The organism is Acidovorax sp. sif1233, assembly GCF_019218755.1.
Taxonomy (GTDB): Bacteria; Pseudomonadota; Gammaproteobacteria; order Burkholderiales; family Burkholderiaceae_C; genus Acidovorax.
In genome coordinates this window covers 1,476,095-1,498,863 of the sequence record NZ_JAHUWZ010000001.1, presented here as the reverse complement: position 1 = coordinate 1,498,863, position 22,769 = coordinate 1,476,095, and the positions used below count along the sequence as shown (strand labels likewise).

Annotated in this window: 21 protein-coding genes and 1 tRNA gene; 19 read left to right on the top strand and 3 right to left on the bottom strand. The window is 64.1% G+C overall.

Going from position 1 to position 22,769, the window contains the following annotated elements; genetic code table 11:
• Positions 1 to 39: 39 nt before the first annotated feature.
• Complete coding sequence (locus KW843_RS06885; protein ID WP_218294298.1) at positions 40 to 2,412, bottom strand: arginine/lysine/ornithine decarboxylase; 2,373 nt, start codon at positions 2,410 to 2,412, stop codon at positions 40 to 42.
• A 144-nt stretch (positions 2,413 to 2,556) separates the two neighbouring features.
• On the opposite strand from KW843_RS06885, the gene KW843_RS06880 reads away from it, so the two are divergent.
• The 9 genes from KW843_RS06880 (at position 2,557) to KW843_RS06840 (ending at position 9,556) form a co-directional block, all read left to right on the top strand.
• Positions 2,557 to 2,982 (top strand): NfeD family protein, encoded by a 426-nt coding sequence (locus KW843_RS06880; RefSeq protein WP_218294297.1) that lies wholly within the window; start codon positions 2,557 to 2,559, stop codon positions 2,980 to 2,982.
• A gap of 49 nt (positions 2,983 to 3,031) precedes the next feature.
• Positions 3,032 to 3,952: an SPFH domain-containing protein gene (locus KW843_RS06875; protein ID WP_218294296.1), complete on the top strand. Its 921-nt coding sequence runs from the start codon at positions 3,032 to 3,034 to the stop codon at positions 3,950 to 3,952.
• A gap of 266 nt (positions 3,953 to 4,218) precedes the next feature.
• Positions 4,219 to 5,439: a GGDEF domain-containing protein gene (locus tag KW843_RS06870; protein WP_218294295.1), complete on the top strand. Its 1,221-nt coding sequence runs from the start codon at positions 4,219 to 4,221 to the stop codon at positions 5,437 to 5,439.
• 66 nt (positions 5,440 to 5,505) lie between these two features.
• Positions 5,506 to 5,595, top strand: a tRNA-Ser gene (locus tag KW843_RS06865).
• Between the two features lie 301 nt (positions 5,596 to 5,896).
• On the top strand, positions 5,897 to 6,682 hold the full coding sequence (locus KW843_RS06860; protein WP_218294294.1) for a hypothetical protein: 786 nt from the start codon (positions 5,897 to 5,899) through the stop codon (positions 6,680 to 6,682).
• 84 nt (positions 6,683 to 6,766) lie between these two features.
• Positions 6,767 to 7,759, top strand: a complete 993-nt coding sequence (locus tag KW843_RS06855) for an SMI1/KNR4 family protein (protein WP_218294293.1) — start codon at positions 6,767 to 6,769, stop codon at positions 7,757 to 7,759.
• Positions 7,756 to 8,229 (top strand): DUF4274 domain-containing protein, encoded by a 474-nt coding sequence (locus KW843_RS06850; RefSeq protein ID WP_218294292.1) that lies wholly within the window; start codon positions 7,756 to 7,758, stop codon positions 8,227 to 8,229. The genes KW843_RS06855 and KW843_RS06850 overlap by 4 nt, the downstream gene beginning before the upstream one ends.
• The gene (locus KW843_RS06845; protein ID WP_218294291.1) at positions 8,226 to 8,903 is read left to right on the top strand and encodes a hypothetical protein; all 678 of its coding nucleotides are present in this window, start codon (positions 8,226 to 8,228) and stop codon (positions 8,901 to 8,903) included. The genes KW843_RS06850 and KW843_RS06845 overlap by 4 nt, the downstream gene beginning before the upstream one ends.
• An 80-nt stretch (positions 8,904 to 8,983) precedes the next feature.
• Entirely contained in the window at positions 8,984 to 9,556 is a 573-nt protein-coding gene (locus KW843_RS06840; RefSeq protein ID WP_218294290.1) for a hypothetical protein, read from the top strand.
• 25 nt (positions 9,557 to 9,581) lie between these two features.
• Here the strand turns inward: KW843_RS06840 and KW843_RS06835 are convergent, their stop codons facing one another.
• Positions 9,582 to 10,193: a hypothetical protein gene (locus KW843_RS06835; RefSeq protein WP_218294289.1), complete on the bottom strand. Its 612-nt coding sequence runs from the start codon at positions 10,191 to 10,193 to the stop codon at positions 9,582 to 9,584.
• A gap of 80 nt (positions 10,194 to 10,273) precedes the next feature.
• Between KW843_RS06835 and KW843_RS06830 the strand changes: the two genes are divergently transcribed.
• Together KW843_RS06830 and KW843_RS06825 are read left to right on the top strand one after the other, a co-directional pair.
• Complete coding sequence (locus KW843_RS06830; RefSeq protein WP_218294288.1) at positions 10,274 to 11,002, top strand: SMI1/KNR4 family protein; 729 nt, start codon at positions 10,274 to 10,276, stop codon at positions 11,000 to 11,002.
• A 245-nt stretch (positions 11,003 to 11,247) separates the two neighbouring features.
• Positions 11,248 to 12,402, top strand: a complete 1,155-nt coding sequence (locus KW843_RS06825) for a diguanylate cyclase (protein ID WP_218294287.1) — start codon at positions 11,248 to 11,250, stop codon at positions 12,400 to 12,402.
• A gap of 99 nt (positions 12,403 to 12,501) precedes the next feature.
• On the opposite strand, the gene KW843_RS06820 is transcribed toward KW843_RS06825, so the two are convergent.
• Positions 12,502 to 13,365, bottom strand: coding sequence for a LysR substrate-binding domain-containing protein (locus KW843_RS06820; protein WP_218294286.1), 864 nt, complete (start codon positions 13,363 to 13,365; stop codon positions 12,502 to 12,504).
• 165 nt (positions 13,366 to 13,530) lie between these two features.
• Here KW843_RS06820 and phnD point away from each other — a divergent pair, with 165 nt between their 5' ends.
• The 8 genes from phnD (at position 13,531) to ligD (ending at position 22,730) form a co-directional block, all read left to right on the top strand.
• Positions 13,531 to 14,406 carry a phosphonate ABC transporter substrate-binding protein gene (gene phnD / locus KW843_RS06815; protein ID WP_218294285.1) on the top strand — a complete coding sequence of 292 codons (876 nt, stop codon included), beginning with the start codon at positions 13,531 to 13,533 and terminating at the stop codon, positions 14,404 to 14,406.
• Positions 14,403 to 15,227 (top strand): phosphonate ABC transporter ATP-binding protein, encoded by an 825-nt coding sequence (gene phnC / locus KW843_RS06810; RefSeq protein ID WP_218294284.1) that lies wholly within the window; start codon positions 14,403 to 14,405, stop codon positions 15,225 to 15,227. The genes phnD and phnC overlap by 4 nt, the downstream gene beginning before the upstream one ends.
• Complete coding sequence (phnE, locus tag KW843_RS06805) at positions 15,224 to 16,039, top strand: phosphonate ABC transporter, permease protein PhnE (RefSeq protein WP_218294283.1); 816 nt, start codon at positions 15,224 to 15,226, stop codon at positions 16,037 to 16,039. The genes phnC and phnE overlap by 4 nt, the downstream gene beginning before the upstream one ends.
• Positions 16,039 to 17,280 carry a phosphonoacetate hydrolase gene (gene phnA / locus KW843_RS06800; RefSeq protein ID WP_218294282.1) on the top strand — a complete coding sequence of 414 codons (1,242 nt, stop codon included), beginning with the start codon at positions 16,039 to 16,041 and terminating at the stop codon, positions 17,278 to 17,280. Before phnE ends, phnA begins: the two co-directional genes overlap by 1 nt.
• A gap of 10 nt (positions 17,281 to 17,290) precedes the next feature.
• On the top strand, positions 17,291 to 18,400 hold the full coding sequence (gene psrA, locus KW843_RS06795) for an iron-containing alcohol dehydrogenase PsrA (RefSeq protein WP_218294281.1): 1,110 nt from the start codon (positions 17,291 to 17,293) through the stop codon (positions 18,398 to 18,400).
• Positions 18,397 to 19,842 carry a phosphonoacetaldehyde dehydrogenase gene (gene phnY / locus KW843_RS06790; RefSeq protein ID WP_218294280.1) on the top strand — a complete coding sequence of 482 codons (1,446 nt, stop codon included), beginning with the start codon at positions 18,397 to 18,399 and terminating at the stop codon, positions 19,840 to 19,842. The genes psrA and phnY overlap by 4 nt, the downstream gene beginning before the upstream one ends.
• A gap of 165 nt (positions 19,843 to 20,007) precedes the next feature.
• Positions 20,008 to 20,163: a DUF3606 domain-containing protein gene (locus KW843_RS06785; protein ID WP_218294279.1), complete on the top strand. Its 156-nt coding sequence runs from the start codon at positions 20,008 to 20,010 to the stop codon at positions 20,161 to 20,163.
• A 77-nt stretch (positions 20,164 to 20,240) separates the two neighbouring features.
• Positions 20,241 to 22,730, top strand: a complete 2,490-nt coding sequence (gene ligD / locus KW843_RS06780; protein ID WP_218294278.1) for a DNA ligase D — start codon at positions 20,241 to 20,243, stop codon at positions 22,728 to 22,730.
• The last annotated feature ends 39 nt before the right edge of the window (positions 22,731 to 22,769 follow it).

The window sequence follows — 22,769 nt, the reverse complement described above, 5'->3', positions numbered from 1 at the left end:
CGCCATCTTCATGCCCCAACCAAGAGTCCGCGCGGGCCTTCAGACAATGCGCCCGTAAGGGCCGTCGTCCCCCACCTGCACCAGGTTCTTGGCGGTGGCCAGCGGCTTGGGGTTCTTGCCGGGGGCCTTGTTCGCATCGGCCACGCAATCGGCGTAGTACCGCACCTGGCCGTTCTCGTCCTCCACCTCCACCAGGCCGTGGATGTCGGTCTCGAAGCCCGGGCACAGCTTGGCGAATTCGCGGGCGAACTTGAGGTAGTCCACGATCTTCTTGTTGAACACCTCGCCGGGGATCAAGAGCGGAATGCCCGGCGGGTACGGCGTGACCAGGCCCACGGTGATGCGGCCTTCCAGGTGGTCGATCTCCACCCGCTCGGTCTGGCGGTGCGCGATGTGCGCGTACGCGTCCGAGGGCTTCATGGCGGGCGTGAGGTCCGACAGGTACATCTCGGTCGTCAGGCGCGCGATGTCGTACTTGGCATACATCTCGTGCACGTGCTGGCACAGGTCCTTGAGGCCCATGCGCTCGTAGCGCTTGTGCTGCTGGCAGAACTCGGGAAGGATGCGCCACATGGGCTGGTTCTTCTCGTAGTCGTCCTTGAACTGCTGCAGCGCCGTGAGCAGCGTGTTCCAGCGGCCCTTGGTGATGCCGATGGTGAACATGATGAAGAAGCTGTACAGGCCGGTCTTCTCCACCACCACGCCGTGCTCGGCAAGGTACTTGGTCACGATGGACGCGGGAATCCCGGTCTTGTCGAACTTGCCGTCCAGGTTCAGGCCCGGCGTGACGATGGTGGACTTGATCGGGTCCAGCATGTTGAAGCCGTCGGCAAGCTGGCCGAAACCGTGCCACTTGCTGCCGTTCTTCTTGCCCTTGCCATCGCTGCGGATGATCCAGTCCTCGGCCCGGCCCAGCCCTTCGTCCACGAGCTTGTCCGGCCCCCAGACCTTGAACCACCAGTCGTTCTTGCCGAAGTCATCTTCCACCTGGCGCATGGCGCGGCGGAAGTCCAGCGCTTCGAGCAGGCTTTCTTCCACCAGGGCCGTGCCGCCGGGCGGCTCCATCATGGCGGCGGCCACGTCGCAGCTGGCGATGATGCTGTACTGCGGGCTGGTGCTGGTGTGCATCAGGTAGGCCTCATTGAAGAGGTGCCTGTCGAGTTTCGTGGTCTGCGAATCCTGCACCAGCACATGGCTGGCCTGGCTGATGCCCGCCAGCAGCTTGTGGATGGACTGCGTGGCGTAGGTCACCGAATACTTGGGGCGCGTGCGCTTCTTGCCCATGGCATGGTAGCTGCCATAGAACGGGTGGAAGGCAGCGTGCGGCAGCCAGGCCTCGTCGAAGTGCAGGTTGTCCACATAGCCGTCGAGCATGCCCTTGATGGTCTCGGTGTTGTACAGCACGCCGTCGTAGGTGGACTGGGTGAGCGTGAGCACGCGCGGCTTGACCTTCTTGGCATCCACGCCCTTGAGCAGCGGATTGGACTTGATCTTGGCCTCGATGGCCTTGGGCTCGAACTCGCTTTGCGGGATGGGCCCGATGATGCCGAAGTGGTTGCGCGTGGGCTTCATGAACACGGGGATGGCCCCGGTCATGATGATGCTGTGCAGGATGGACTTGTGGCAATTGCGGTCCACCACCACCACGTCGCCCGGGGCCACCGTGTGGTGCCACACCATCTTGTTGGACGTGCTGGTGCCGTTGGTCACGAAGAAGCAGTGGTCGGCATTGAAGATGCGCGCGGCATTGCGCTCGCTCTCGCCGATGGCGCCGTTGTGGTCCAGCAGCTGCCCGAGCTCTTCCACCGCGTTGCAGACATCGGCGCGCAGCATGTTCTCGCCGTAGAACTGGTGGTACATCTGGCCCACGGGGCTTTTCAGGAACGCCACGCCGCCCGAATGGCCGGGGCAGTGCCAGCTGTACGAGCCGTCTTCGGCGTAGTCCAGCAGCGCCTTGAAGAACGGCGGCTGCACGCTCTCCAGGTAGCTCTTGGCTTCGCGGATGATGTGGCGCGCCACGAACTCGGGCGTGTCCTCGAACATGTGGATGAAGCCGTGCAGCTCGCGCAGGATGTCGTTGGGCAGGTGGCGGCTGGTCTTGGTCTCGCCGTGCACGTAGATCGGCACCTCGGTGTTCTTGCGCCGCACCTCGCCGATGAAGTTGCGCAGGCTCAGCACGATGGGGTCGAGCCCCTCGCCCACGGTGAATTCTTCATCGTCGATGGACAGGATGAAGGCGCTGGCACGGCTTTGCTGCTGCGCGAACTGCGACAGATCGCCGTAGCTGGTGACCCCCACAACCTCGAAACCCTCGGACTCGATGGCCTGCGCCAGCGCGCGGATACCGAGGCCCGAAGTGTTCTCGGAACGATAGTCTTCATCGATGATGATGATGGGAAAGCGAAACTTCATGCGCAGCCTCCGTGCAACCGTGCCCTGCCCGGCCAAAAAACGAAATAGGCGCGAAGTGTAAGGAATAACGTTGACGCGCCTTTGAACTGCCATGCTTTTGACCCAGAATGTGGTGCACTAAACACAAACAACGAGGAGTCGGCTATGGAGGAATCCACCATCTGGTGGCTGGCCGCGGGCGCTGTGGTCGTCGCGGAATTGCTCACGGGCACTTTCTACCTGCTCATGGTGGCGGTGGGCCTGGTGGCAGCCGCCCTGGCCGCGCACCTGGGCCTGCCGGTCACGGTGCAGATCGTGGCCGCCGCCATCGTGGGCGGGGGGGCGGTGGTGGGCTGGTACTACCTCAAGAAAAAACGTCCCGGAGACCCGTCCGCCCGCGCCGACCGCAGCGTGAACATGGACGTTGGCGAGACCATCCTCATCGAAGGCTGGAACCCGGACGGAACCACCACGGTGAAATACCGCGGCGCCACCTGGACAGCCATTCACCGCCCGGGCGTCACGCCCTCCACGGGCATGCACCGCGTGGCCGAACTGGTGGGCAACCGCCTGCTGGTCGATCCGCTGTAGGTAGCGGCCGCCAACGCTTCACTCCCAGAAAAGAAAAGAGAGGTTCTTCATGGAAATTGCCATCGTCATTCTCGTCATTGCCGTGATCTTCATCGCGCGCTCGGTCAAGGTCGTCCCCCAGCAGAACGCCTGGGTCAAGGAACGCCTGGGCAAATATGCCGGCACCCTCACACCGGGACTGAACTTCCTGGTGCCCTTTGTCGACAAGGTCGCCTACAAGCACAGCCTGAAGGAAATCCCGCTCGACGTTCCCAGCCAGATCTGCATCACGCGCGACAACACCCAGCTGCAGGTGGACGGCATCCTCTACTTCCAGGTCACCGACCCCATGCGGGCAAGCTATGGCTCCAGCAACTACATCATGGCGGTGACGCAGCTGGCGCAGACCTCGCTGCGATCGGTCATCGGCAAGCTGGAACTGGACAAGACCTTTGAAGAGCGCGACATCATCAACGCCCAGGTCGTGCAGGCCATCGACGAAGCCGCGTTGAACTGGGGCGTGAAGGTGCTGCGCTACGAAATCAAGGACCTGACCCCCCCGAAGGAAATCCTGCACGCCATGCAGGCCCAGATCACGGCCGAGCGTGAAAAGCGCGCCCTCATCGCCGCCTCCGAAGGCCGCCGCCAGGAGCAGATCAACATCGCCACCGGCGAGCGCGAGGCCTTCATCGCGCGATCCGAGGGCGAAAAGCAGGCCGTCATCAACAAGGCCCAGGGCGAGGCCGAATCCATCAAGGCCGTGGCCGAAGCCAATGCCCAGGCCATCGAACGCGTGGCATCGGCCATCCGCCAGCCCGGGGGCGAGCAGGCCGTCCAGCTCAAGGTGGCGGAAAAGGCGGTGGAGGCATACAGCCAGGTGGCTGCGGACTCGAACACCACGCTCATCGTGCCCAGCAACATGACCGAGGTGTCGGCACTGATTGGCTCGGCAATGAAGATGGTGCAAACCACGGGCACGCCACGCAACTGAGACCTCGCGACAGGCCGATGCCGTCGGCCTTGACCGCATCCAATGGGTGAACGGCACACGCTGGAGGGCACAGGCCACCAGCGTCCGGCGCCAGTCTTTACTTACGACTCCGTGCATGGAGGTTCGTCCAGACCGCCAGCCGTTGCCCTGACCCCTGCACCGAGCCGGAAGCGTCGTGAATGCATCACGGTGCAGCCAACATGGCGTCGGCTAGGATGAGCGGCCATTTCGCCTTCCCACCGAGACACCTTCACGTACAAGAACCCATGGGCGCCACCCTCATCGTCGGCATGCTATGCGTGCATCTGCTGTGCTTTGGCGCCATGTTCCTGCTGATCAGCACGCGCCTGCACGGCAAGAAGATGGGCATGGAAGTGTTCGCCATCGGAAACTTCCTGCTGGGTTCAGCCTACGTGCTGCAACTGGCGGGCGGCCCTCCGGGATGGAACGCGATGAGCGTGGTCAACCATACGCTCACCCTGTGTGCACCAGCCGTCTACGGAGTCGGTGCCATGCGGTTCTTTGGCCGCCCGGCTCCGCTCTGGCGCCCTCTCCTCACACTGGCACTGGCCTACACCGCAGCGCAGGTGGTGGCGCAGTGGACGCTGGGAACAGCGGCCCGTTATGCCATGCTGGCGGGCGCGTCTGCCCTGCTCTTTGCGGCCATGATGGCCACCGTGATCCATGGCGCACGCACGTTTGCCAGAGATCTGCGCGTGGAGATGGTGCTGTTCGCCGCCCTGATCGGCGGCATATTCGCCCTGAATGCGGTGAAGTTCGTGACCGTTCTCCAGAACGGACTGGAGGCACTGGACATGGACAGCCGTTTCCAGACCGTGTTCTATCTGTACATGTCCTTTCTGGCGACCGTGCTGGCACCGTCCATTGTCTGGCTGGTGTTGCGCCGGCTCACCGATGAACTGCGCGCCATGGCGGCCCACGACCCACTGACACGGCTGCTGAACCGGCGCGGCCTGCTCGAAGGGTTGCAGGCGCATTTCCGCTCACGCACTGCAGGTCCTGCGCACCTGCTGATCGTGGACATCGATCATTTCAAACACATCAACGACAGCTACGGCCATCAGGTCGGCGATACCGTTCTGTGCCATGTGGCCGATGTGCTGAGAGAGACTGCCCGCCAGGGAGACCTCGCTTGCCGCCTGGGTGGAGAAGAGTTCGTTGTCATCTGCCTGAACACCGATGCAGAGGGCGCCATGCGCCTGGCGGAACGCACGCGCGCCGCCATCGAAAACACCGAAGTAATGACCGCCGCGGCACCAGGCGGCCCCATCCGCTGCACAGTGACCATCGGCATCTCGCCAGGTTTCGCTGACCCACAGGAACTTGACCGCGCCATGCAGCAAGCCGATGCAGCGCTGTACCGTGGCAAGAATGCTGGACGCAACCGCATCGAGAGGAACGATGATGCCGTACAAGCAAGCCCCTCCATGAAAACAGAACCACTCGCAGCGTCGCCAGCCCACTAAGAGCCACCAGTAAAATCAAGTCGACCACAGAAAACACCCAAAATCACTGCTACAATAGAAGGCTTCGGAGAGGTGGATGAGCGGTTTAAGTCGCACGCCTGGAAAGCGTGTGTGGGCTAATCCCCACCGCGGGTTCGAATCCCGCCCTCTCCGCCAGTTAGCTAAAAAATCAAGGACCTGGACAGATTGATCAATCCGTCCCACGAAGTCCCGCACATCCAAAGCCCCTTCTTCACAGATGGGGCTTTTTTTTGACCTGACGGGTTCAACGCTACCCCGTTGAGGCATGGTGCTCCTCGCTCCTCGAGGCCGAACAGGCTCCACGGGGTTGTCTGTTGCCCTGCATCAACGATGATCCCGCTGATCTCGCCAGTGTTGGAGGCGCCATTGTGCAGGCCCTGCATGCCAGATGCGAGAAGAGCGCAAGGGGTTTATGGTGTTGGCATTGAAACGCCTCATGACAGTCTTTTCCGGCCTCGTCCTCATGGGAACGCATGCCATGGCTCAATCCTTCCAGCCCGTCACGCACCTGGCTTGTCCCGGCGGCGATTTCATCGTCGACGCCCGGCCCTGGGGCGAGAACGAGGCCGGCGGCTCGCGCGCAGAGCTGCGCTACCGCTACCGGGGTGTCGTGCTGGCCGCCATCCACTACGAGGCCTACTACAAGAACCTCGATCCCTGGCTGCGCCAGGCAAGCCCGCACATCTACAACCTGGGCCTGAACCTGGATACGAGCGGCGCCAGCAAGCGCAGCGGCCACGACCGCGGCGACACCTTGTACCTGCCGCCCTCGGCGTTTACGCAGCAGGAGGTGGAGTCCCTGTCAGATTGCCTAGCCCAGCGCCATGCTGCCGCCTTGCGGCGCGACTTCGAGCGCGCGCAGATCACCAGCGGCGCATTCCTGAACCTGATGAAGACGCGCACCGGCACCGGCCGCAACGGCGTGGCGCGCCTGGTGCATGCCGATGCACCGCTTACCGCCATCTACGGCAGCGGCTGGCTGCTGATCCTGGTGGAGCGCGACGGCCGGGTGCTGCTGCACACCAACATGACGGCCAACAACGCGACCGAGTCGGCGGTGTGGGGCCAGACCGCCTCTGGCGCGAACGGCCGGCAGGTGCTGCGCGCGCAGCGCCAGGTGCGCTTCCAGGGCCAGGAGCGAGATGCTGGCAGCTATCTGCCCGAACCCGAAATGAACACCGGGCGGCGGCTAAAAGACGACTATGTGGTGGAGTGGCAGTAAGGCCGGGTCTGGCGGATCCTGATTGCCAGCGAGGAAATTCCACGTGCAAATCCATGAACGAGCCAGCGAGGGGAGAACGAACGCATGAACGCAGGTAAACCGCCTTTTGCCGGTTTCGACCTTGTCGGGTTCTGGGAAGACAGCGACTACGCGCGCAGGGAGTACGGCGAGCCCGCGCCCTCGCCGGAAACCACTGTGGCGGTCGAGGCTGAACTGGGCTACAAACTCCCGGCCAGCTACATCGCGCTGATGCAGACGCAGAACGGCGGCATTCCCGCTCACGGCCGTTTCCCCACCGACCAGCCCACCTCCTGGGCCGAGGACCATGTGGCGATCAGCGCCTTCAAGGGCATCGGATTCGGCAAGCAGTGGAGCCTGTGCGGCAGCCTCGGCAGCCGTTTCAAGATCGAGGAATGGGACTACCCGGACATCGGCGTGTACTTCGGCGACTGCCCCTCGGCCGGCCACGACATGATCGCGCTGGACTATCGCGCCTGTGGCCCTTCTGGCGAACCTTGCGTGGTGCACGTCAACCAGGAGGCGGACTACCGCATCACCCCGCTCGCGGCGGATTTCGAAACCTTCGTGCGGGGTCTCGTGCATGCATCCGAGTACGAAGACGATCCTGAGGACGTGAAGCACGATGCCCTTGCACATGTGCGCAGCGCGCCTTTCAACACGCGGCTGCAGAAACTCTGCGATCAGTGGCCCGATCCGGAGATGCCCGCAAATATTCGCCGCCTGGCCGAGACCATCGTGGAGGACAGGGGCTATTTCACGCTGCATGCGGACACGAATTCGCACCTGATGTACGCCACCCAGTTCCTGCTGCTGAGCCACAGCCGGCCGGTGCGGTCGAAGGAAGGCTTTATGCAGTCCTACCCAGGAGTCATCGCGATGGTGGGCAGCGCACACTTCGGCACCGGCGCCTGGGCACCCGGGTTCGTGGAAGACTGGTTCCAGGCGCGCGCCATGGCAGGTGATCTGCTGCAAGCCGACAACCAATGGCGTTTGAGCCCGGATTTCAGCGCCAGGGTGCTGCAGAGCCTGCGCAACGGGGACGAGGGAGGAGCATGACCCCTACACACACTGTCGATCGCGTGGCGCAAGCCCTGGAATGCGGGTATGACGAGATGTGCACCCTCGTCACCCACTTCACCACCAGCGACCAGCTCGACCGCTTCAGTCGCAGCTACAACGCGAACGACGGTTTCGAGCCTCTGTGTTGCGTGGTGGGTCATCCTGAATGCAGCGCAGGCACGGCCCTCTTCATCTACTGGCAGTTCCATGAATTGCTGGGCGACCCGCAGGCCCGCGCCACCCTGGACGGTGAGCCCGCGCGCTGGAACGCGAATGCACTGCTCTGTGCTATTGAACGACGCTATCCCGACGGCTTTCGACTGCAAGGCATCGCATGCGACCCAATAGCAGACTGCGCCCGGGCGTTTGGCCCGGCCTACGTGGAAAGCATCCGCGCACAGCATGAGGGGTCGCCGCTCATGCAGCCGCCGCCAGCGCCCTCCGATGCAAAAGAGAGTCCCCGATGAAGCCTTCCTTGCGAACAGTACCTGCCTTTGCGTTGCTTGCCACCCTGGGCATGCTCCCTTGCGCTCAAGCCGGCCAACCCACCACCATCCCCGTCGCCGCCTGTGGTCTCGAGTTTGATCTACCCGTGGGCTACAAGACTACCCGCCCCAAGCGGATGGAACTCGCTCCCCACGGGCGCTTGTGCGCAATCAATATCGTCAAGGCCCGGCCCGATCCTGTGCAGCAGGGCGAATGCAAGGACAAGGAAGACGGCGGCCAGCCGCCCTACAACGTGTGCGATTGGGTGATCAACATCGGTACCCCGGGACCGAGTGTGCAGGTGGTGCGCATATGGCCTGGTGGCAGTCCGCTCCTGGATGCATTCATGCGCGAGGAAGACGGCCGATGGATGGTGTCGAATGCCCAGGCCGGCGCACAGCCTGCTGAAGCCACCACCTTCTGCGGCAAACCCGCATGGAAGGGCGAAACCACCGTGCGCATGGGCTGGTCGCGTCAGCGCATCAAAAATTACACGGGCATCTATGCGGGCTCGGGCGGCGCCGATGTCACGCTGGTGCAGTTCGCACCCGACCTCTTCGTCCAATTGCAAAACCCACCCATTGATGAGAAAGGCGAGTTCTCGGTGTTCTGCGCCAGCCTCAAGTTGGGCACCCGCGCACAGGACCTTCCGTAGCCTCTTCTTTCTGCTCCACCTCGCCAGCATCCAGCGCTTCGGATGCAGACGCACTGCCCTGCCGCGACACCCCACGCACCATGGCAAACGACAATCCCATCGTATTGTTCCGTCCCGGCTCGCGCATCGGGCATGTGGAGTGCATGACACCGGCCTTCGCCGGCCTCCAAAAACCTTCTCTGGCCCCTCCTCATGGGAGAGGGCAAAACGCCATGTTCGGACATTCCAGCCAGTTGGGCGCGCAAGACCGGGCCATCGATTTGGGCCTTCACGCCCTGCTGGCGCTGGCTTGCGCGCTTGCATCAGCTCTCGCTGGGGCGGCGGACAAGGTACCGGAGGTACCCCAGCGCGAGTGCGCCCGCATTCTCGCCGTGGCGGCATCCCTCTACCCTGGCCAGGCCGGCAAACTGCGCTGTACGCTCCATGAGCGATCGGCGCACTACACCGTGGTCGGTGTGCACAGCCTCTCACCCGCACCGCAGGGGTACGCCGGCACCTGGACGGGCAGCAGCCTGATAGGGTATTTCGGGCTGCACCGCCCTAGCGGCCACGTACAGGAATGGGACATGGGCGAAAACCGGCCGCGTGCCCGCAACAAGCAGCAACTCAGAGCCCAGCCGGGCCCTCTTCACGGGGCGCCAGAACGCCGTTGAGGCCGGGCGCGGTGACATCGGGGTTTCACACCCGCATGGCCGCGGGCGAATCTGCGCTGCCGTAGCGCACCCCGCCACACCCAAAGCCGGTGCGCGGGTCGTACCCCACCCAAACCTCGCCCCAGGCATGGTGCCCAGAAGCCCAGCCCCGCGCGCCCAGCCAGTCGCGCAAAGCCTTGGCGCGCCGACGCTCCTTGCGTTCGGACCAATCGCTCCAATCCCTGCCATAGCGGCTGTCGTCATCGTGGAAGAGCCAGCATTCGGACAAGGAACCTTGGAAGAACGCCAGCTCGATGCCCACCATGAAACCGCCGTCACTCCAGGCCTTGAGACGATGCCAGGTCCAGTCCGAACCCTGCACCGCCCGGGGTACGCGCGGCACCACGATCAGTGCCGCATGACGGTCCACCAGGACTGCCTCTTGCAGCCCGCACGCGATGTGCAGGCCCTCCGGGTGATGCAATGCAAAGGCAACCGTCATGGCGTTCGCAGAGCGCAAGAAGTAGATCGGTACATTATTCTGCATGACGACATGCAGCCTGGCTGCACGCTGACCATGACCTGCTACCACCTCAAGTCCATCGCCAGGAGTCCGGCACCCGCAATCACCGGACCCATGCAAGGGCAGCATGAGCATTCCGGTCTGCTCGCGCTGTCACAGACACAGGCCGCGCTGGCGGCAGCACAAAGGCCCCGCACGCCGTCCAGGAGGCAGCCATGACATCCATCTTGCCGGACGCGGCACGCCAGTTCATCGAAGCCGCCATCGTCGCGGGCGACATGGCCTTGCCTTTCCACTACCCCCAGCCCGGGCAATGGGAGGGTTGGCAAAGCGGCTTTCGCCACCACGGCATCACCGGCGAAAGCCTGGTCGGCACCGCACCGGGCGAATGGCAGCCGGGCTGGTACGTGGTCGCTCTCAATGGGTTCGGCGATCCGTTCTTCATCGATCTCAACCAGGAGGCGAAAGGCTTTCCCGTCTACTATGCGCCGCATGGAGCGGGGCGGTGGGAGGCGGAGCAGGCCGCACCCAGTCTGCAGCAATTGGGTGACATGCTGGCGGTGCTGCGCGGGCTGGAAGACGACGCCACGGCTGCACAACACGTGGTCGAAGCCGAGGCCAGCCTGGGAACCCGGCTCTGGCGGGAGGTGCTCGAGAACCGCCAGAACCGCGCGGACACGGCAAAGGAACCTGCGTTCCCGCCCGATACCACGGCCTGGCAGCACGGCACCCTGGTCATCTGCGGCATCGGTCCGCAGAAAATGAAGGTCGTGCAATTCCTCAAGCAGACGTTTGGCTTGTCGCCACAAGAAGCGCTGGCCCTGGCGATGCAACCCGAAATTGCCGTTGCGGAGGGCTATCTTGTGCACCTGCGCCGCTCCCAAGACCACTTGCAGGCGCTGGGAGCCACGGTGGAATTTCGACCCCATGGACCCCGTGCCTGAAGGCCTTCCCGCAAGACGCGTTCTTTCGCATCCAAGAGCTCATCGACTTCGTCAGAACGGGGCAGGAGCGCGGCGGCAAGGGCGCGGCAAGCCAACGGCCCTGCGTCCTGTCTCAATGCACCCAGCATGAGACGCGGCGGGCACCCCTTCGCTACCCAGCACTATCCCTAGGGCGCCCACGGATGGGAAGGGATATAACAGCGAACATAAAGTTACAAACGAGCGGTAAGTCACTAGAGGGCATCATGAATCTTGACCTGCTGGACAGAGACACCTTGCGTGTCGTCCTGGCAGTCGCCGAGTTGACGCTCGCTCCTATTGTTGCCTTGATCTGGAAAGGCAACAAGGACGTCAAAGGCGTCAACTGGTGGATTGCTGGGTCGGTATCCACAATGATCGGCTTCTCGATCCCGATATTCGTGGAACTGAAGGCGCCTGCGGCACGCTTCATCAATGACTTCTTCGGCATCATGGCGCTGGCCTTCATGCTCCATGGCACCTTGCATTTTCGCGGCAAAACGAAACTGGCCAGGATCACCTTCCTGGCAATGCCGTGGTTTGCCGTGGTGATGATCGTCACCATGGCAGCTGTCTACGGCAAGGATGCCGCCAGGTACCTCATTCTTGACGCTGTGGTCGTGGCCTTTACCCTGGGCATGGCCTACCACATCGCTCACTGGAACTGGCCGGTGCGCTTCTCCGCACAGAATCTCTCCGCGCTGTATCTCACATCGCTCTCCATCGCATTCTGCTTGCGCTGGAGTTTCATTTTCTTCGCGGAAGACCGCGCGGCGGTCATCCAGAGTCCGTATCACGCGTATCTATACCTGGTCCTGATCTCGTTCACGATTGCCTGGAACTGCTGCATCATTCTCGTGTGCGAGGAAAGCGCCCACAAGAAAGTGGACAGCATCGCCAATACCGATCCACTGACAAGCCTGCCCAATCGCAGGTCCTTTGACGTCATCCTGAATGAGTCCATCGAGCGTGCGAAACGCGAGACCCACAGGTTCGCATTGGCCTTGATTGATCTCGATGAGTTCAAGCAGATCAATGATCGCCATGGACACTCCGTGGGAGACCAGGTGCTGGTGGAATTCGCGCAGCGCTTGAAGAAGCACGCGAGGAACACGGATTTTGTGGCCAGGCTTGGAGGCGATGAATTCGTGATGATCATTCGCGATGCTGAGAATGCAAAGAACCTGCATTTCATCGTCGACAGGCTGAAGCCGCACCTCAACGGCTTCGCCCTGCTGGGCCACAGCCAGCCCATCGAAATCAAGGTCAGTATCGGAGGCGCCGTCTGGCCCCAGGACGGTGAGAGCTCCAGGGACATCCTGCGCAATGCCGACATGAGGATGTACGAGGACAAGAAGCTGCGCAAGGCCCCCGCCTGCTAGTAGCCAGGCACCCGGCCCAGGAATCGCTCCATGTCAGCCTCGCTGGCGAGCGACACGCAGCCTGTCCCTCCATCCGTACGCAGCTGCGCGACCAAGAGACTAAGAGTCACGTCCGATGATGTTGAAGAACGCCCGGATGAGACGCGTGTCCCTGCGCTCGGCCAGGCACACGACGTGTGCATAGGTCCTGATTTGCGCATCGCTGATTCGCACCGCGTGCAAACCTGAACCGGGCACGTACTCCACCTCCGAGACCGCCGCGACGCCCAGTCCTTGGAGCACGGCCTCCCGGATGATCTCCCGGCTGGCAACCTCCATGACGACTGTCGGCTGCACATCCGCAGCCTTGAGCGCCAGTTCTATGGCCTTGCGCGTGGTGGACCCTTGCTCGCGCAATATCAATTTTTCGCCTTGCAGCTCTGCGGTGCGGATGCTGCGGCGGCGGGCGAACCGATGGTCTGCATTGCAGAAAATCACGATGGGGTGTTCGCTGTACGGAACCGACACGAAACGCTTGTCTTTGAGCACCTGCGCCAGAACACCGACGTCCGCCCGGTAGTCCAGCAGCCGGCTCAACACATCTTCCGAGTTGCCGGTTCCTACCGAAATCTGGATCTCCGGGTATCTCTGGTTAAACGCCGCCAGCATCTTCGTCACATGTGAAGGGCCCACGGCCGCAACACGCAAATGCCCCGAACGCAGTTCGCCTGCGTCTCGAAGAATTTGCACGGCTTCTTGCTCAAGGTCGAACATCTGGCGCGAAAGCTGGAGCAATCGCTCTCCGATTTCTGTCGGGCGAATGCGGCGCCCCGTTCGGTGAAAAAGTTCAACTTTGTACAGCTCCTCGAGTTGCTGAACCTGCGTGGTCACGGTGGGCTGACTCACGTGCAAGGCCTGCGCTGCGCGGGTAAAGCTCCCTTCGGTCGCCACCGCATGAAAAGACCTCAATTGCGTCAACCGCATGACAGTCGCCTCCGTGTTATCCCGGGCCAACTATAGATTAAATGAATGGATCGGTAAAAAAACTTGAATTTGCAAGATAGTCCCGCACCACCGACAGTTGCCCCATGCACTGTGCTTGGTAGGCAGTGCAAAAAGAGGTTCAAACCCACCAGACAGGAGACATCGATGAAACTCACGCGCCGATCTCTGTTGGCCAGCGCATCCGTGCTGCTAACCCCGCCGCTTGCCGGCCTCAACCCTGCCAGGGCTGCCAACGTCCTCACGGTAGGCCTGATCCCTTCCGAGGATTCGCGGGCCATGATCGCCAACAGCCAGGCCATGATGGACATGCTGTCCAAGTCGCTGGGCATGCCGGTCAAGCCCTTCGTGGCGGCGGACTACAACGGCGTGATCGAGGCCCTGCGTTCCAAGCGGCTGGATGTTGCCTACCTCGGCCCCTTCTCGTACGTGATGGGCACCACCGTGGCGCCCATCGAGGCCTTTGCCGTGGCCGAGACCAAGAAGGCCGGCCGGGCCTTCTACCACTCCCTCATCGTGGCCCACAAGGACAGCGGCATCAAGACCGTGGCCGACCTCAAGGGCAAGACCTTCGCCTTCGTGGACCCGACGTCCACCTCGGGCCACCTGTTCCCCAAGGCCGGGCTGATGAAGGAAGGCTTCAACACCGACAAGGATTTCGGCCGCGTGATCTTCTCCGGCTCGCACGACTCGAATGCCGTGGCGGTGCAGAACAAGAAGATCGAGGCCGTGGCGATTGCCGACCGCATCCTCGATGCCGCCATCGCCAAGGGCCTGGCCAAGCGCGAGGACCTGGTGGTGGTGTGGAAGTCGGACCCGATCCCCGAGTCGCCCACCGTCTGGCGCAAGGACCTGGATGCGGACCTCAAGAGGCGCGTGCAGGCCGCCTTCCTGGACGTGAAGGACATCCCCTGGTCGGACCAGGGCATGCTCAACGGCTTTCATCCCACGAACGACAAGGCCTACGACATCATCCGCGAGACGGCCAAGATCCTGAACCTCGACCTGAGGGCCATGAAATGATCAGGATCCGTGGTCTGAACAAGCGCTACGGCGACTTCGACGCGCTCACGGGCATCGACCTCGACGTGGCACCGGGCGAGTTCCTGGTCGTGCTGGGCCCTTCGGGTGCCGGCAAATCGACGCTGCTGCGCTGCATCAACCGCCTGGCCGAGCCCACGAGCGGCGAGATCCACATCGACGGGCAACTGGCCCAGTCCGGCGGCGCAAGCTTGCGCGGCCTGCGCCGCCAGGTGGCGATGATCTTCCAGCACTACAACGTGGTGCCCCGCCTGTCGGTGCAGAAGAACGTGCTGACGGGCCGCATGGGGGCGGTGCCTGCGGTGCTGTCGTGGCTGCAGATCTTTCCGCGCAAGGACGTGGCGATTGCGCTCGAATGCCTGCGCCGCGTGGAACTGCAGGACAAGGCCGGGCTGCGCACCGACACGCTCTCGGGCGGGCAAAAGCAGCGTGTGGGCATTGCGCGTGCGCTGGCCCAGCAGCCCAAGGTGATCCTGGCCGATGAGCCGGTCGCCAGCCTGGACCCCAAGACCTCGCGCACGGTGCTCAACTATCTCAAGCAGGCCAGCCGCGAACTGGGCATCACCGTGGTCTGCAACCTGCACCAGATCGACTATGCACGCGAGTTCGGCGAACGCATCGTGGGCGTGTCGGGCGGGCGCATCGTCTATGACGGCGGGCCCGAGGGCCTGACGGACGAGGTGCTCAAGCGCATCTACCCCGGACTGGACGAAAACGACGCCCGCAGCCGCAGCGCCCCTGCCGTGGCAGCCGCAGCAGCGCCCGCGCTGCGCCAGTTGAAACTTGAGGAGGCAAGCACATGAACATCGGTTCCTACACTTTTCTGGTGGCCCGGCCCAGCGGCGGGCTGGGGTGGTGGCCGCGCATCGGCATCGGTGCGCTGTTCGTCGGCGTGCTGTGGTGGGCCGCGCGCGGCGCGCAGGTCAGTTTTGGCGAACTGGCCAAGGGCCTGCCGTGGATCGGCGATTTCCTGGGGCGCATGCTGCCGCCCAACTGGGCGTTTCTGGACAAGCTGATAGTCCCGGCGATCGAGACCATCCAGATCGCCGTGTGGGGCACGCTGCTCGCCGTGCTCCTGGCGATCCCCGTGTGCTTCTTCGCCGCGCGCAACCTCACGCCCAACATGGTGGTCTACCAGTTCACCCGCCAGCTGTTCAACGTGACGCGCGGAGTCAACGAGATCATCCTGGCGCTGGTGTTCGTGGCCGCCGTGGGGCTGGGGCCGTTTCCGGGCGTGCTGGCCCTGGCGGTGCATGGTGCGGGCATGCTGGGCAAGTTCTTCGCCGAGTCGATCGAGGAGATAGACCAGGGGCCCATCGAGGCACTGCGCTCCACGGGGGCCGGGCCCATACAGACCATCATCTTTGCCGTGCTGCCCCAGGTGGTGACCGCATGGATCGCCGTGGTCCTCTACCGCTTCGAGACCAACCTGCGCCAGGCCACCGTGCTGGGCATGGTGGGCGCGGGCGGCATCGGATTCGAACTGGTGGGCAGCATGAAGCTGTTCCAGTACCAGGACACCGCCACCTGCATCGCCGTGATCATCGCCATGGTGATGGTGGCCGACACCATCTCGACCCGGCTGCGTGCCTGGATTCAAAAAGGAGCCCGTTGATGAATACCGTTGTTGACACCGTGCAGGCCAACGGCCGGCAGTATGCCCGACCCCAAGCCCCGGTGGTGGTGGTCTGCGTGGATGGCTGCGAGCCCGACTACGTGACGCAGGCCATACAGGCTGGCGCGGCGCCGTACCTCAAGCGCATGCTGGCGCGGGGCAGTTCGCTGATCGGGGACTGCGTGGTCCCCAGCTTCACCAACCCGAACAATGTGTCCATCGTGACCGGCGTGCCGCCTTCGGTGCACGGCATCTGCGGCAACTACTTCTACGACGTGGCCGCCGACCGCGAGGTCATGATGAACGACCCCGAGTACCTGCGTGCCCCGACGCTCCTGGCCGCCTTTGCCGATGCCGGTGCGCTGGTGGCGGCCGTGACGGCCAAGGACAAGCTGCGCACCATGCTCGGCCACGGCCTCAAGGGCATCTGCTTTTCAGCCGAGAAGGCCGACAAGGCCACGCTGGCCGAGTGCGGCATCGAGAATGTGCTGGAGCTGGTGGGCAAGCCCGTGCCCTCGGTGTACAGCGCTGACCTCAGCGAGTTCGTCTTTGCGGCCGGCGTGCGCCTGATGGAGACCCGCCGGCCGGACCTGATGTACCTGTCGACCACCGACTACGTGCAGCACAAGTGCGCCCCGGGCACGCCGGAGGCCAACGCCTTTTACGCGATGATGGACGGCTACCTCGCCCAGCTCGATGCGCTGGGCGCGGTCATCGGCCTCACCGCCGACCATGGCATGAGCCCCAAGACCGACGCCGCGGGCAACCCGCGCGTGGTCTACCTGCAGCAGGAGCTGGATGCACAGCTCGGCGCGGGCAGCACGCGGGTGATCCTGCCCATCACCGATCCCTATGTGGTGCACCACGGCGCCCTGGGCTCGTTCGCGACCATCTATGTGAATGCCGGCGCCACGCTGGAGGGCGTGCGCAGCGCGTTGCTGGCACTGCCGGGCGTGGAGGTGGTGCTGACGCGGGAAGAGGCGGTGCAACGCTTCGAGCTGGCGGGCGACCGCATCGGCGATCTGGTGGTGGTGTCGGACCACCTCACGGTGCTGGGCACCAGTGCGGCGCGGCACGACCTGAGCGGGCTGACCGTGCCCCTGCGCTCGCACGGCGGCATCTCGGAGCAGAAGGTGCCGCTGCTGTTCAACCGGCCCCTGAAGGGCGTCGCCCCCGGCCGGCGGTTGCGCAATTTCGACGTGTTCGACCTCGCGTTGAACCACGCTCTTCCCTCCGCCTAAAGGTCTTTCCATGCCACATGAATACTTGAACCCCGTACGCAGTGTCTACGGGGCAGGGGAACTGTTGTCCCTGCCAAAGCTGCTGGATGGCCGGCGGGCACTGCTGGTCACCTTTCCGGAGGCCCGCCAGCTGGGCCTCGTGGCCCGCATCGAGGGCCTGCTGGGCGAGCAGCTGGCCGGCGTGATCGACGATGTGCGGCCCAACCCGGATGTCGCGGAGCTTGCGGCGGTCTACGACGCCTTCTGGTCCGGCGAGGCCGCCAGTGCCGAGGTGATCATTGCGGTGGGCGGTGGCAGTGCCATCGATACCGCCAAGGCGCTGATGGTGGCCACGCCCAGCGGGCGTTTCTCCGAGCTGGTGGCGCTGCTGGCGTCCGGCAAGGCCTTCACGCCAGCGCGGACCAAGACGCTCATCGCCGTGCCGACGACGGCCGGTACCGGCAGCGAGGTGACGCCCTGGGCCACGGTATGGGACCGCGGCGCGCAGAAGAAGTACTCGCTGCACCTGCCCGAGACCTGGCCCAGCATCGCGCTGATCGACCCCGAGCTCATGCTGTCGCTGCCCGCCTCGGTCACGCTGCAAAGCGGGCTGGACGCGCTGTCGCACGCGCTGGAGTCGATCTGGAACGTGAATGCCAACCCTGTGTCCGATACCTTCGCGGTGGCGGCGGTGCATGAGATCCTGGAGGCTCTGCCGCAGCTGATGGAACACCTGGACGACGCGACGCTGCGCGGCCGCATGGCCCTGGCGGCCCTGAAGGCCGGCATGGCCTTCTCGAACACGCGCACGGCGCTGGCGCACTCGATCTCCTACGAGATGACGCTGCGCTACGGGCTGCCGCACGGCATTGCCTGCAGCTTTCCGCTGCCCATGGTGCTGGAGCGCGCCATTGGCCAGAACCCGGAGCGCGACGCCGTGCTGGAAAGCGCGCTGGGAAACCTGGCCGGCGCGCCGGCCCTGCTGGCCCGCTTCATCGAGGAACTGGGCGTGAAGACGCGCTTTGCCGACTACGGCGTGAGCGACGCCCAGGCGCAGCAGATGGTGGCCCATGCGCTGACCGGCGCACGCGGCAAGAACTTCATCGGAGCCAACACGGCAGCAATCAAGGAGGCAGCATGAGTTGCATCATGGAAAGCGTGGACTTCCGCGCGGAGGCCCTGCGCATCGGCGGCGCCAGGGTGCGCACGGAGCGCAACATCGACGTCGTCAACCCCTACAGCGGCGAGCGCGTGGGCACGGTGGGCATGGCCAGCGTGGAGGACGTGCGCCGGGCGATGGACATCGCCCATGCCTACGTGCCCACGCTGTCGCGCTACGAGCGCTCGGCCATCCTGAACCGTGCGGCGGCGCTGCTGCGCGAGCGCACCGACGAGGCGTCGAACATCATCACCGCCGAGTCGGGCCTGTGCAAGAAGGACAGCACCTACGAGATCGGGCGTGTGGCCGACGTGCTCAACTTCGGCGCCAACGAGGCCCTGCGCGACGATGGGCAGGTGTTCTCGTGCGACCTCACGCCGCACGGCAAGAAACGCAAGGTGATCACCACGCGCGAACCGCTGCTGGGTGTCATCACGGCCATCACGCCCTTCAACCACCCCATGAACCAGGTGGCGCACAAGGTGGTGCCAGCCGTGGCCACCAACAACCGCATGGTGCTCAAACCCTCGGAGAGGGTACCCCTGTCGGCCTACTATTTTGCCGATCTGCTGTACGAGGCCGGTCTGCCCGTGGAGATGCTGCAGGTGGTGACCGGCGATCCGCGAGAGATCGCCGACGAGCTGCTGACCCACCGCCATGTGGATCTCGTCACCTTCACCGGCGGGGTGGCCATCGGCAAGTACATTGCGTCGAAGGCCGGCTACCGGCGCATGGTGCTGGAGCTGGGTGGCAACGACCCGTTGATCGTGATGGACGATGCCGACCTGGACAAGGCCAGCGACCTGGCGGTGCAGGGCTCGTACAAGAACTCGGGCCAGCGCTGCACGGCGGTCAAGCGCATGCTGGTGCATGAGAAGGTGGCGGCCGAGTTCACCGAGCGCGTGGTGGCCAAGACGAAGGCATGGCGCCATGGCGACCCGATGGACAAGGCCAACGAGATGGGCACGGTGATCGATGAGGCCGCGGCCCGCCACTTCGAGAAGGTGGTGACCGAGGCCATCGCCCAGGGCGCGCGCCTGCTGGCGGGCAATGTGCGCGAGGGCGCGCTGTATTCCCCCACGGTGCTGGACCGGGTGCGCCCGGAGATGACCGTGGTGCGCGAGGAGACCTTCGGCCCCGTTTCGCCCATCCTGACCTTTCGCAACATCGACGAGGCGATCCGCATCTCCAACGGCACGGCCTTCGGCCTGTCGTCGGGCATCTGCACCAACCGCCTGGACGACGTGACCCGCTTTGCCAAGGAACTGCAGGTCGGTACCGTGAACCTCTGGGAGGTGCCGGGCTACCGCATCGAGCTGACCCCGTTCGGTGGCATCAAGGACTCCGGTCTGGGCTACAAGGAAGGGGTGCAGGAGGCGATCAAATCGTTCACCAACTGCAAGACGTTCACGCTGCCTTGGTAGCGGTTTGGAAAGCACCCGACAGTGGAAAGCACCCGACAGGCCCGCTTCTTCAGTGGATGCCGTTCAGAAGGCCGGGTGTGTCGCGCACTGCTTCATAGAAGTCTTGTCCTACACCGTGCAGGCCAGCCCCGTGATAGCTTTGGCCGTTCATTCAAGGAGCCGGCAATGAGCGATGACAAAAGCCAGACGGTACAGGACCGCCGTTTCATCAACCTCAGCGAACCCTGTGAAGTGCGCGACTGGACCTATAGCCTGGGCGTCGCGGAAGCCCCGGCCGGCCCGGCCGCCGACAAGGTCCGCGAGTACCTGGTTTCGCGGTAGTGGGGCCTGCCATGGCGCCCCCAAGGCAACGCGCCCACCCCGGACGCCGTTCTGCGGCATAGTCGCCTCGAGCCACCATGAAGGAGCCCTTGGCCCAGTACAGGAAGAAGCGCAACTTTGCGCTGACGCCGGAGCCCGCGGAAGGCGGTGTGCCGGGCGGCGATGCCCTGCAGTACGTGATCCAGAAGCACTGGGCCAGCCGCCTGCACTATGACTTGCGGCTTGAACTGGACGGCACGATGAAGAGCTGGGCCGTGCCCAAAGGGCCGAGCTACGATCCGGCCGACAAGCGCATGGCCGTGCAGGTGGAAGACCATCCCATCGCCTACAACCGCTTCGAAGGCCAGATTCCGGCAAAGCAGTATGGTGCCGGCCGGGTCATCATCTGGGATCGCGGCTACTGGGTGCCGGTCGGGGACCCCCACGAGGGCTACCGCAAGGGGAAATTGAAGTTCGAGCTTCACGGGCACAAGCTCCAGGGCGATTGGACGCTGGTGCGCATGCACGGCGGTGCAGGCGAAAAGCAGCCACCCTGGCTGCTCATCAAGGAACACGACGGGCTGGAACGCCCCGGCCACGAGTTCAGCGTGGTGGATGAAATGCCCGACAGCGTCGCGGCGGCGCCCGCGGTCTCCGCGCCCCGAAAGGCCCCGGCAAGGTCCGGCGGCGTGGTGCCGTCCGCCAAGCGCCAGGCGAGCGCGATGACGGCGCCCAGAGCGCCGCTCCCGGAGACGCTGTCGCCCCAGCTCGCCACCTTGGTGGACGGTCCACCCCATGACACCACGGGCTGGATCTGGGAGCTGAAGTTCGACGGCTACCGCCTCCTGGTCCGCGTGGAACGAGGCAAGGCGCGGCTGTTCACCCGCAACGGCAATGACTGGACGGCCAGGATGCCGGACCTGGCGACGGCCATCGCCAGGCTTGCGTTGAAGTCCGGCTGGATCGACGGTGAAGTGCTCATGCTCGATGCCCATGGCGTCCCAGACTTTCAGGCGCTGCAAAATGCATTCGATGGCCAGTCCACGCAAGCACTGGTTTTCTATGTGTTCGACTTGCCCTACGCGGATGGCCATGACCTTCGTGCGCTTCCTCTCGTGGAGCGGCGGGAGCATCTTCGCAAGGTCGTGGAAGGGGCACCCACCGACCGGGTGCGCTTCAGCGAGGCCTTTGAAGCGCGGCCGGCCGACCTGGTTTCCTCGGCCTGCAAGCTGGGCTTTGAAGGGGTCATCGGAAAACTCAAGGCGGGCGGGTACGCTTCTCGGCGCAGCGCGGAGTGGATCAAGCTCAAGTGCACCCACCGCCAGGAATTCGTGATCGGCGGCTACACCGACCCGCAGGGATCTCGCACGGGGATTGGGTCCTTGCTGCTCGGTGTCCACGACGACACCGGCGCACTGCGCTATGCGGGCAATGTGGGTACGGGGTTCAGTGAACGCGTCCTGGCCGATCTGAGCCGAAGGCTCCGTGCGCTGCGCGCCAGCGCGAGCCCGTTCGCCAATCCGCGCGCCATCGGGAAAAAAGCCCACTGGGTCGAGCCGAAGCTCCTCGCCGAAGTCTCGTTTGGAGAATGGACAAAGGAAGGCAGAATCCGGCACTCCGTGTTTCATGGCCTGCGCGATGACAAGCCCCCCCAGGCCATTGTCCAGGAAAGGCCGAAGCAGTGGGCGAAACACCCGGCCGCCGCCAGCTCCGGGATCGGTTCGTTGCGCGTATCGCATCCCGAGCGGGTCGTTGACCCATCCACCGGCACCACGAAGATCGACCTCATCCGCTACTACGCCACCGTGGCGCCGCTGCTGATGCCCCACCTGGAAGGCCGCCCGGCTTCCCTCGTCCGTGCACCAGACGGGGTGAGCGGTGAACTGTTCTTTCAGAAGCACCTGGAGACTGGCCGCATGGAGGGCGTGCGGCAGCTCGCGGAGAGCCTTTTTCCCGGGCACCCTGCTCTGCTTGAAATCGCGGGCCCGCAAGGGCTGTTGTCGGCCGCGCAGATGAACACGGTCGAGTTGCATACATGGAATGCCCGCAAGGACAGGATAGGGCGACCGGACCGGATGACCTTTGACCTGGACCCCGGCGAGGGAGTGCCCTGGACCCACGTGCAGGAAGCAGCGACCTTGGTGCGCCTGATGCTCACCGAGCTGGGCCTGCCCGCCTTTCTCAAGACCAGCGGAGGCAAAGGCCTGCACATCGTCGTGCCGATCAAGCGGCTTCATGACTGGGAAACGGTCAAGGGATTCAGCCAGGCGGTGGTGCGGCATCTGGCACAGACGATTCCACAGCGGTTCGTGGCCAAGAGCGGGCCCAAAAACCGCGTGGGCAAGGTCTTCGTGGACTACCTTCGCAATGGTTTCGGAGCGACGACAGCAAGCGCCTGGACGGCCCGCGCACGCCCCGGGATGGGCATATCGGTCCCGGTATCGTGGCCGGAACTGGACATGCTGGGCAGCGGTGCGCACTGGAATATCCAGAACGTAGGGCCACGTTTGCCCGTGGGCAACGGCGCCTGGGAGGGCTATGGGCAGGCTGCGGTGTCGATATCCAGCGCTCTGAAAGCGCTGGACTGAAGCCGCGCCACCCTAAAACTCCATTCGACGAAGACACGC

What these genes read in the sequence shown, in the direction of transcription:
- KW843_RS06825 (WP_218294287.1), top strand. Translation starts at nt 11,248, where the DNA reads ATGAATCTTGACCTGCTGGACAGAGACACCTTGCGTGTCGTCCTGGCA.
- KW843_RS06820 (WP_218294286.1), bottom strand. Translation starts at nt 13,365, where the DNA reads ATGCGGTTGACGCAATTGAGGTCTTTTCATGCGGTGGCGACCGAAGGG.
- phnD (WP_218294285.1), top strand. Translation starts at nt 13,531, where the DNA reads ATGAAACTCACGCGCCGATCTCTGTTGGCCAGCGCATCCGTGCTGCTA.
- KW843_RS06885 (WP_218294298.1), bottom strand. Translation starts at nt 2,412, where the DNA reads ATGAAGTTTCGCTTTCCCATCATCATCATCGATGAAGACTATCGTTCC.
- psrA (WP_218294281.1), top strand. Translation starts at nt 17,291, where the DNA reads ATGCCACATGAATACTTGAACCCCGTACGCAGTGTCTACGGGGCAGGG.
- KW843_RS06835 (WP_218294289.1), bottom strand. Translation starts at nt 10,193, where the DNA reads ATGCTCATGCTGCCCTTGCATGGGTCCGGTGATTGCGGGTGCCGGACT.
- KW843_RS06850 (WP_218294292.1), top strand. Translation starts at nt 7,756, where the DNA reads ATGACCCCTACACACACTGTCGATCGCGTGGCGCAAGCCCTGGAATGC.
- KW843_RS06845 (WP_218294291.1), top strand. Translation starts at nt 8,226, where the DNA reads ATGAAGCCTTCCTTGCGAACAGTACCTGCCTTTGCGTTGCTTGCCACC.
- ligD (WP_218294278.1), top strand. Translation starts at nt 20,241, where the DNA reads ATGAAGGAGCCCTTGGCCCAGTACAGGAAGAAGCGCAACTTTGCGCTG.
- phnA (WP_218294282.1), top strand. Translation starts at nt 16,039, where the DNA reads ATGAATACCGTTGTTGACACCGTGCAGGCCAACGGCCGGCAGTATGCC.
- KW843_RS06855 (WP_218294293.1), top strand. Translation starts at nt 6,767, where the DNA reads ATGAACGCAGGTAAACCGCCTTTTGCCGGTTTCGACCTTGTCGGGTTC.
- KW843_RS06875 (WP_218294296.1), top strand. Translation starts at nt 3,032, where the DNA reads ATGGAAATTGCCATCGTCATTCTCGTCATTGCCGTGATCTTCATCGCG.
- KW843_RS06880 (WP_218294297.1), top strand. Translation starts at nt 2,557, where the DNA reads ATGGAGGAATCCACCATCTGGTGGCTGGCCGCGGGCGCTGTGGTCGTC.
- phnE (WP_218294283.1), top strand. Translation starts at nt 15,224, where the DNA reads ATGAACATCGGTTCCTACACTTTTCTGGTGGCCCGGCCCAGCGGCGGG.
- KW843_RS06785 (WP_218294279.1), top strand. Translation starts at nt 20,008, where the DNA reads ATGAGCGATGACAAAAGCCAGACGGTACAGGACCGCCGTTTCATCAAC.
- KW843_RS06830 (WP_218294288.1), top strand. Translation starts at nt 10,274, where the DNA reads ATGACATCCATCTTGCCGGACGCGGCACGCCAGTTCATCGAAGCCGCC.
- KW843_RS06840 (WP_218294290.1), top strand. Translation starts at nt 8,984, where the DNA reads ATGGCAAACGACAATCCCATCGTATTGTTCCGTCCCGGCTCGCGCATC.
- KW843_RS06870 (WP_218294295.1), top strand. Translation starts at nt 4,219, where the DNA reads ATGGGCGCCACCCTCATCGTCGGCATGCTATGCGTGCATCTGCTGTGC.
- phnY (WP_218294280.1), top strand. Translation starts at nt 18,397, where the DNA reads ATGAGTTGCATCATGGAAAGCGTGGACTTCCGCGCGGAGGCCCTGCGC.
- KW843_RS06860 (WP_218294294.1), top strand. Translation starts at nt 5,897, where the DNA reads ATGACAGTCTTTTCCGGCCTCGTCCTCATGGGAACGCATGCCATGGCT.
- phnC (WP_218294284.1), top strand. Translation starts at nt 14,403, where the DNA reads ATGATCAGGATCCGTGGTCTGAACAAGCGCTACGGCGACTTCGACGCG.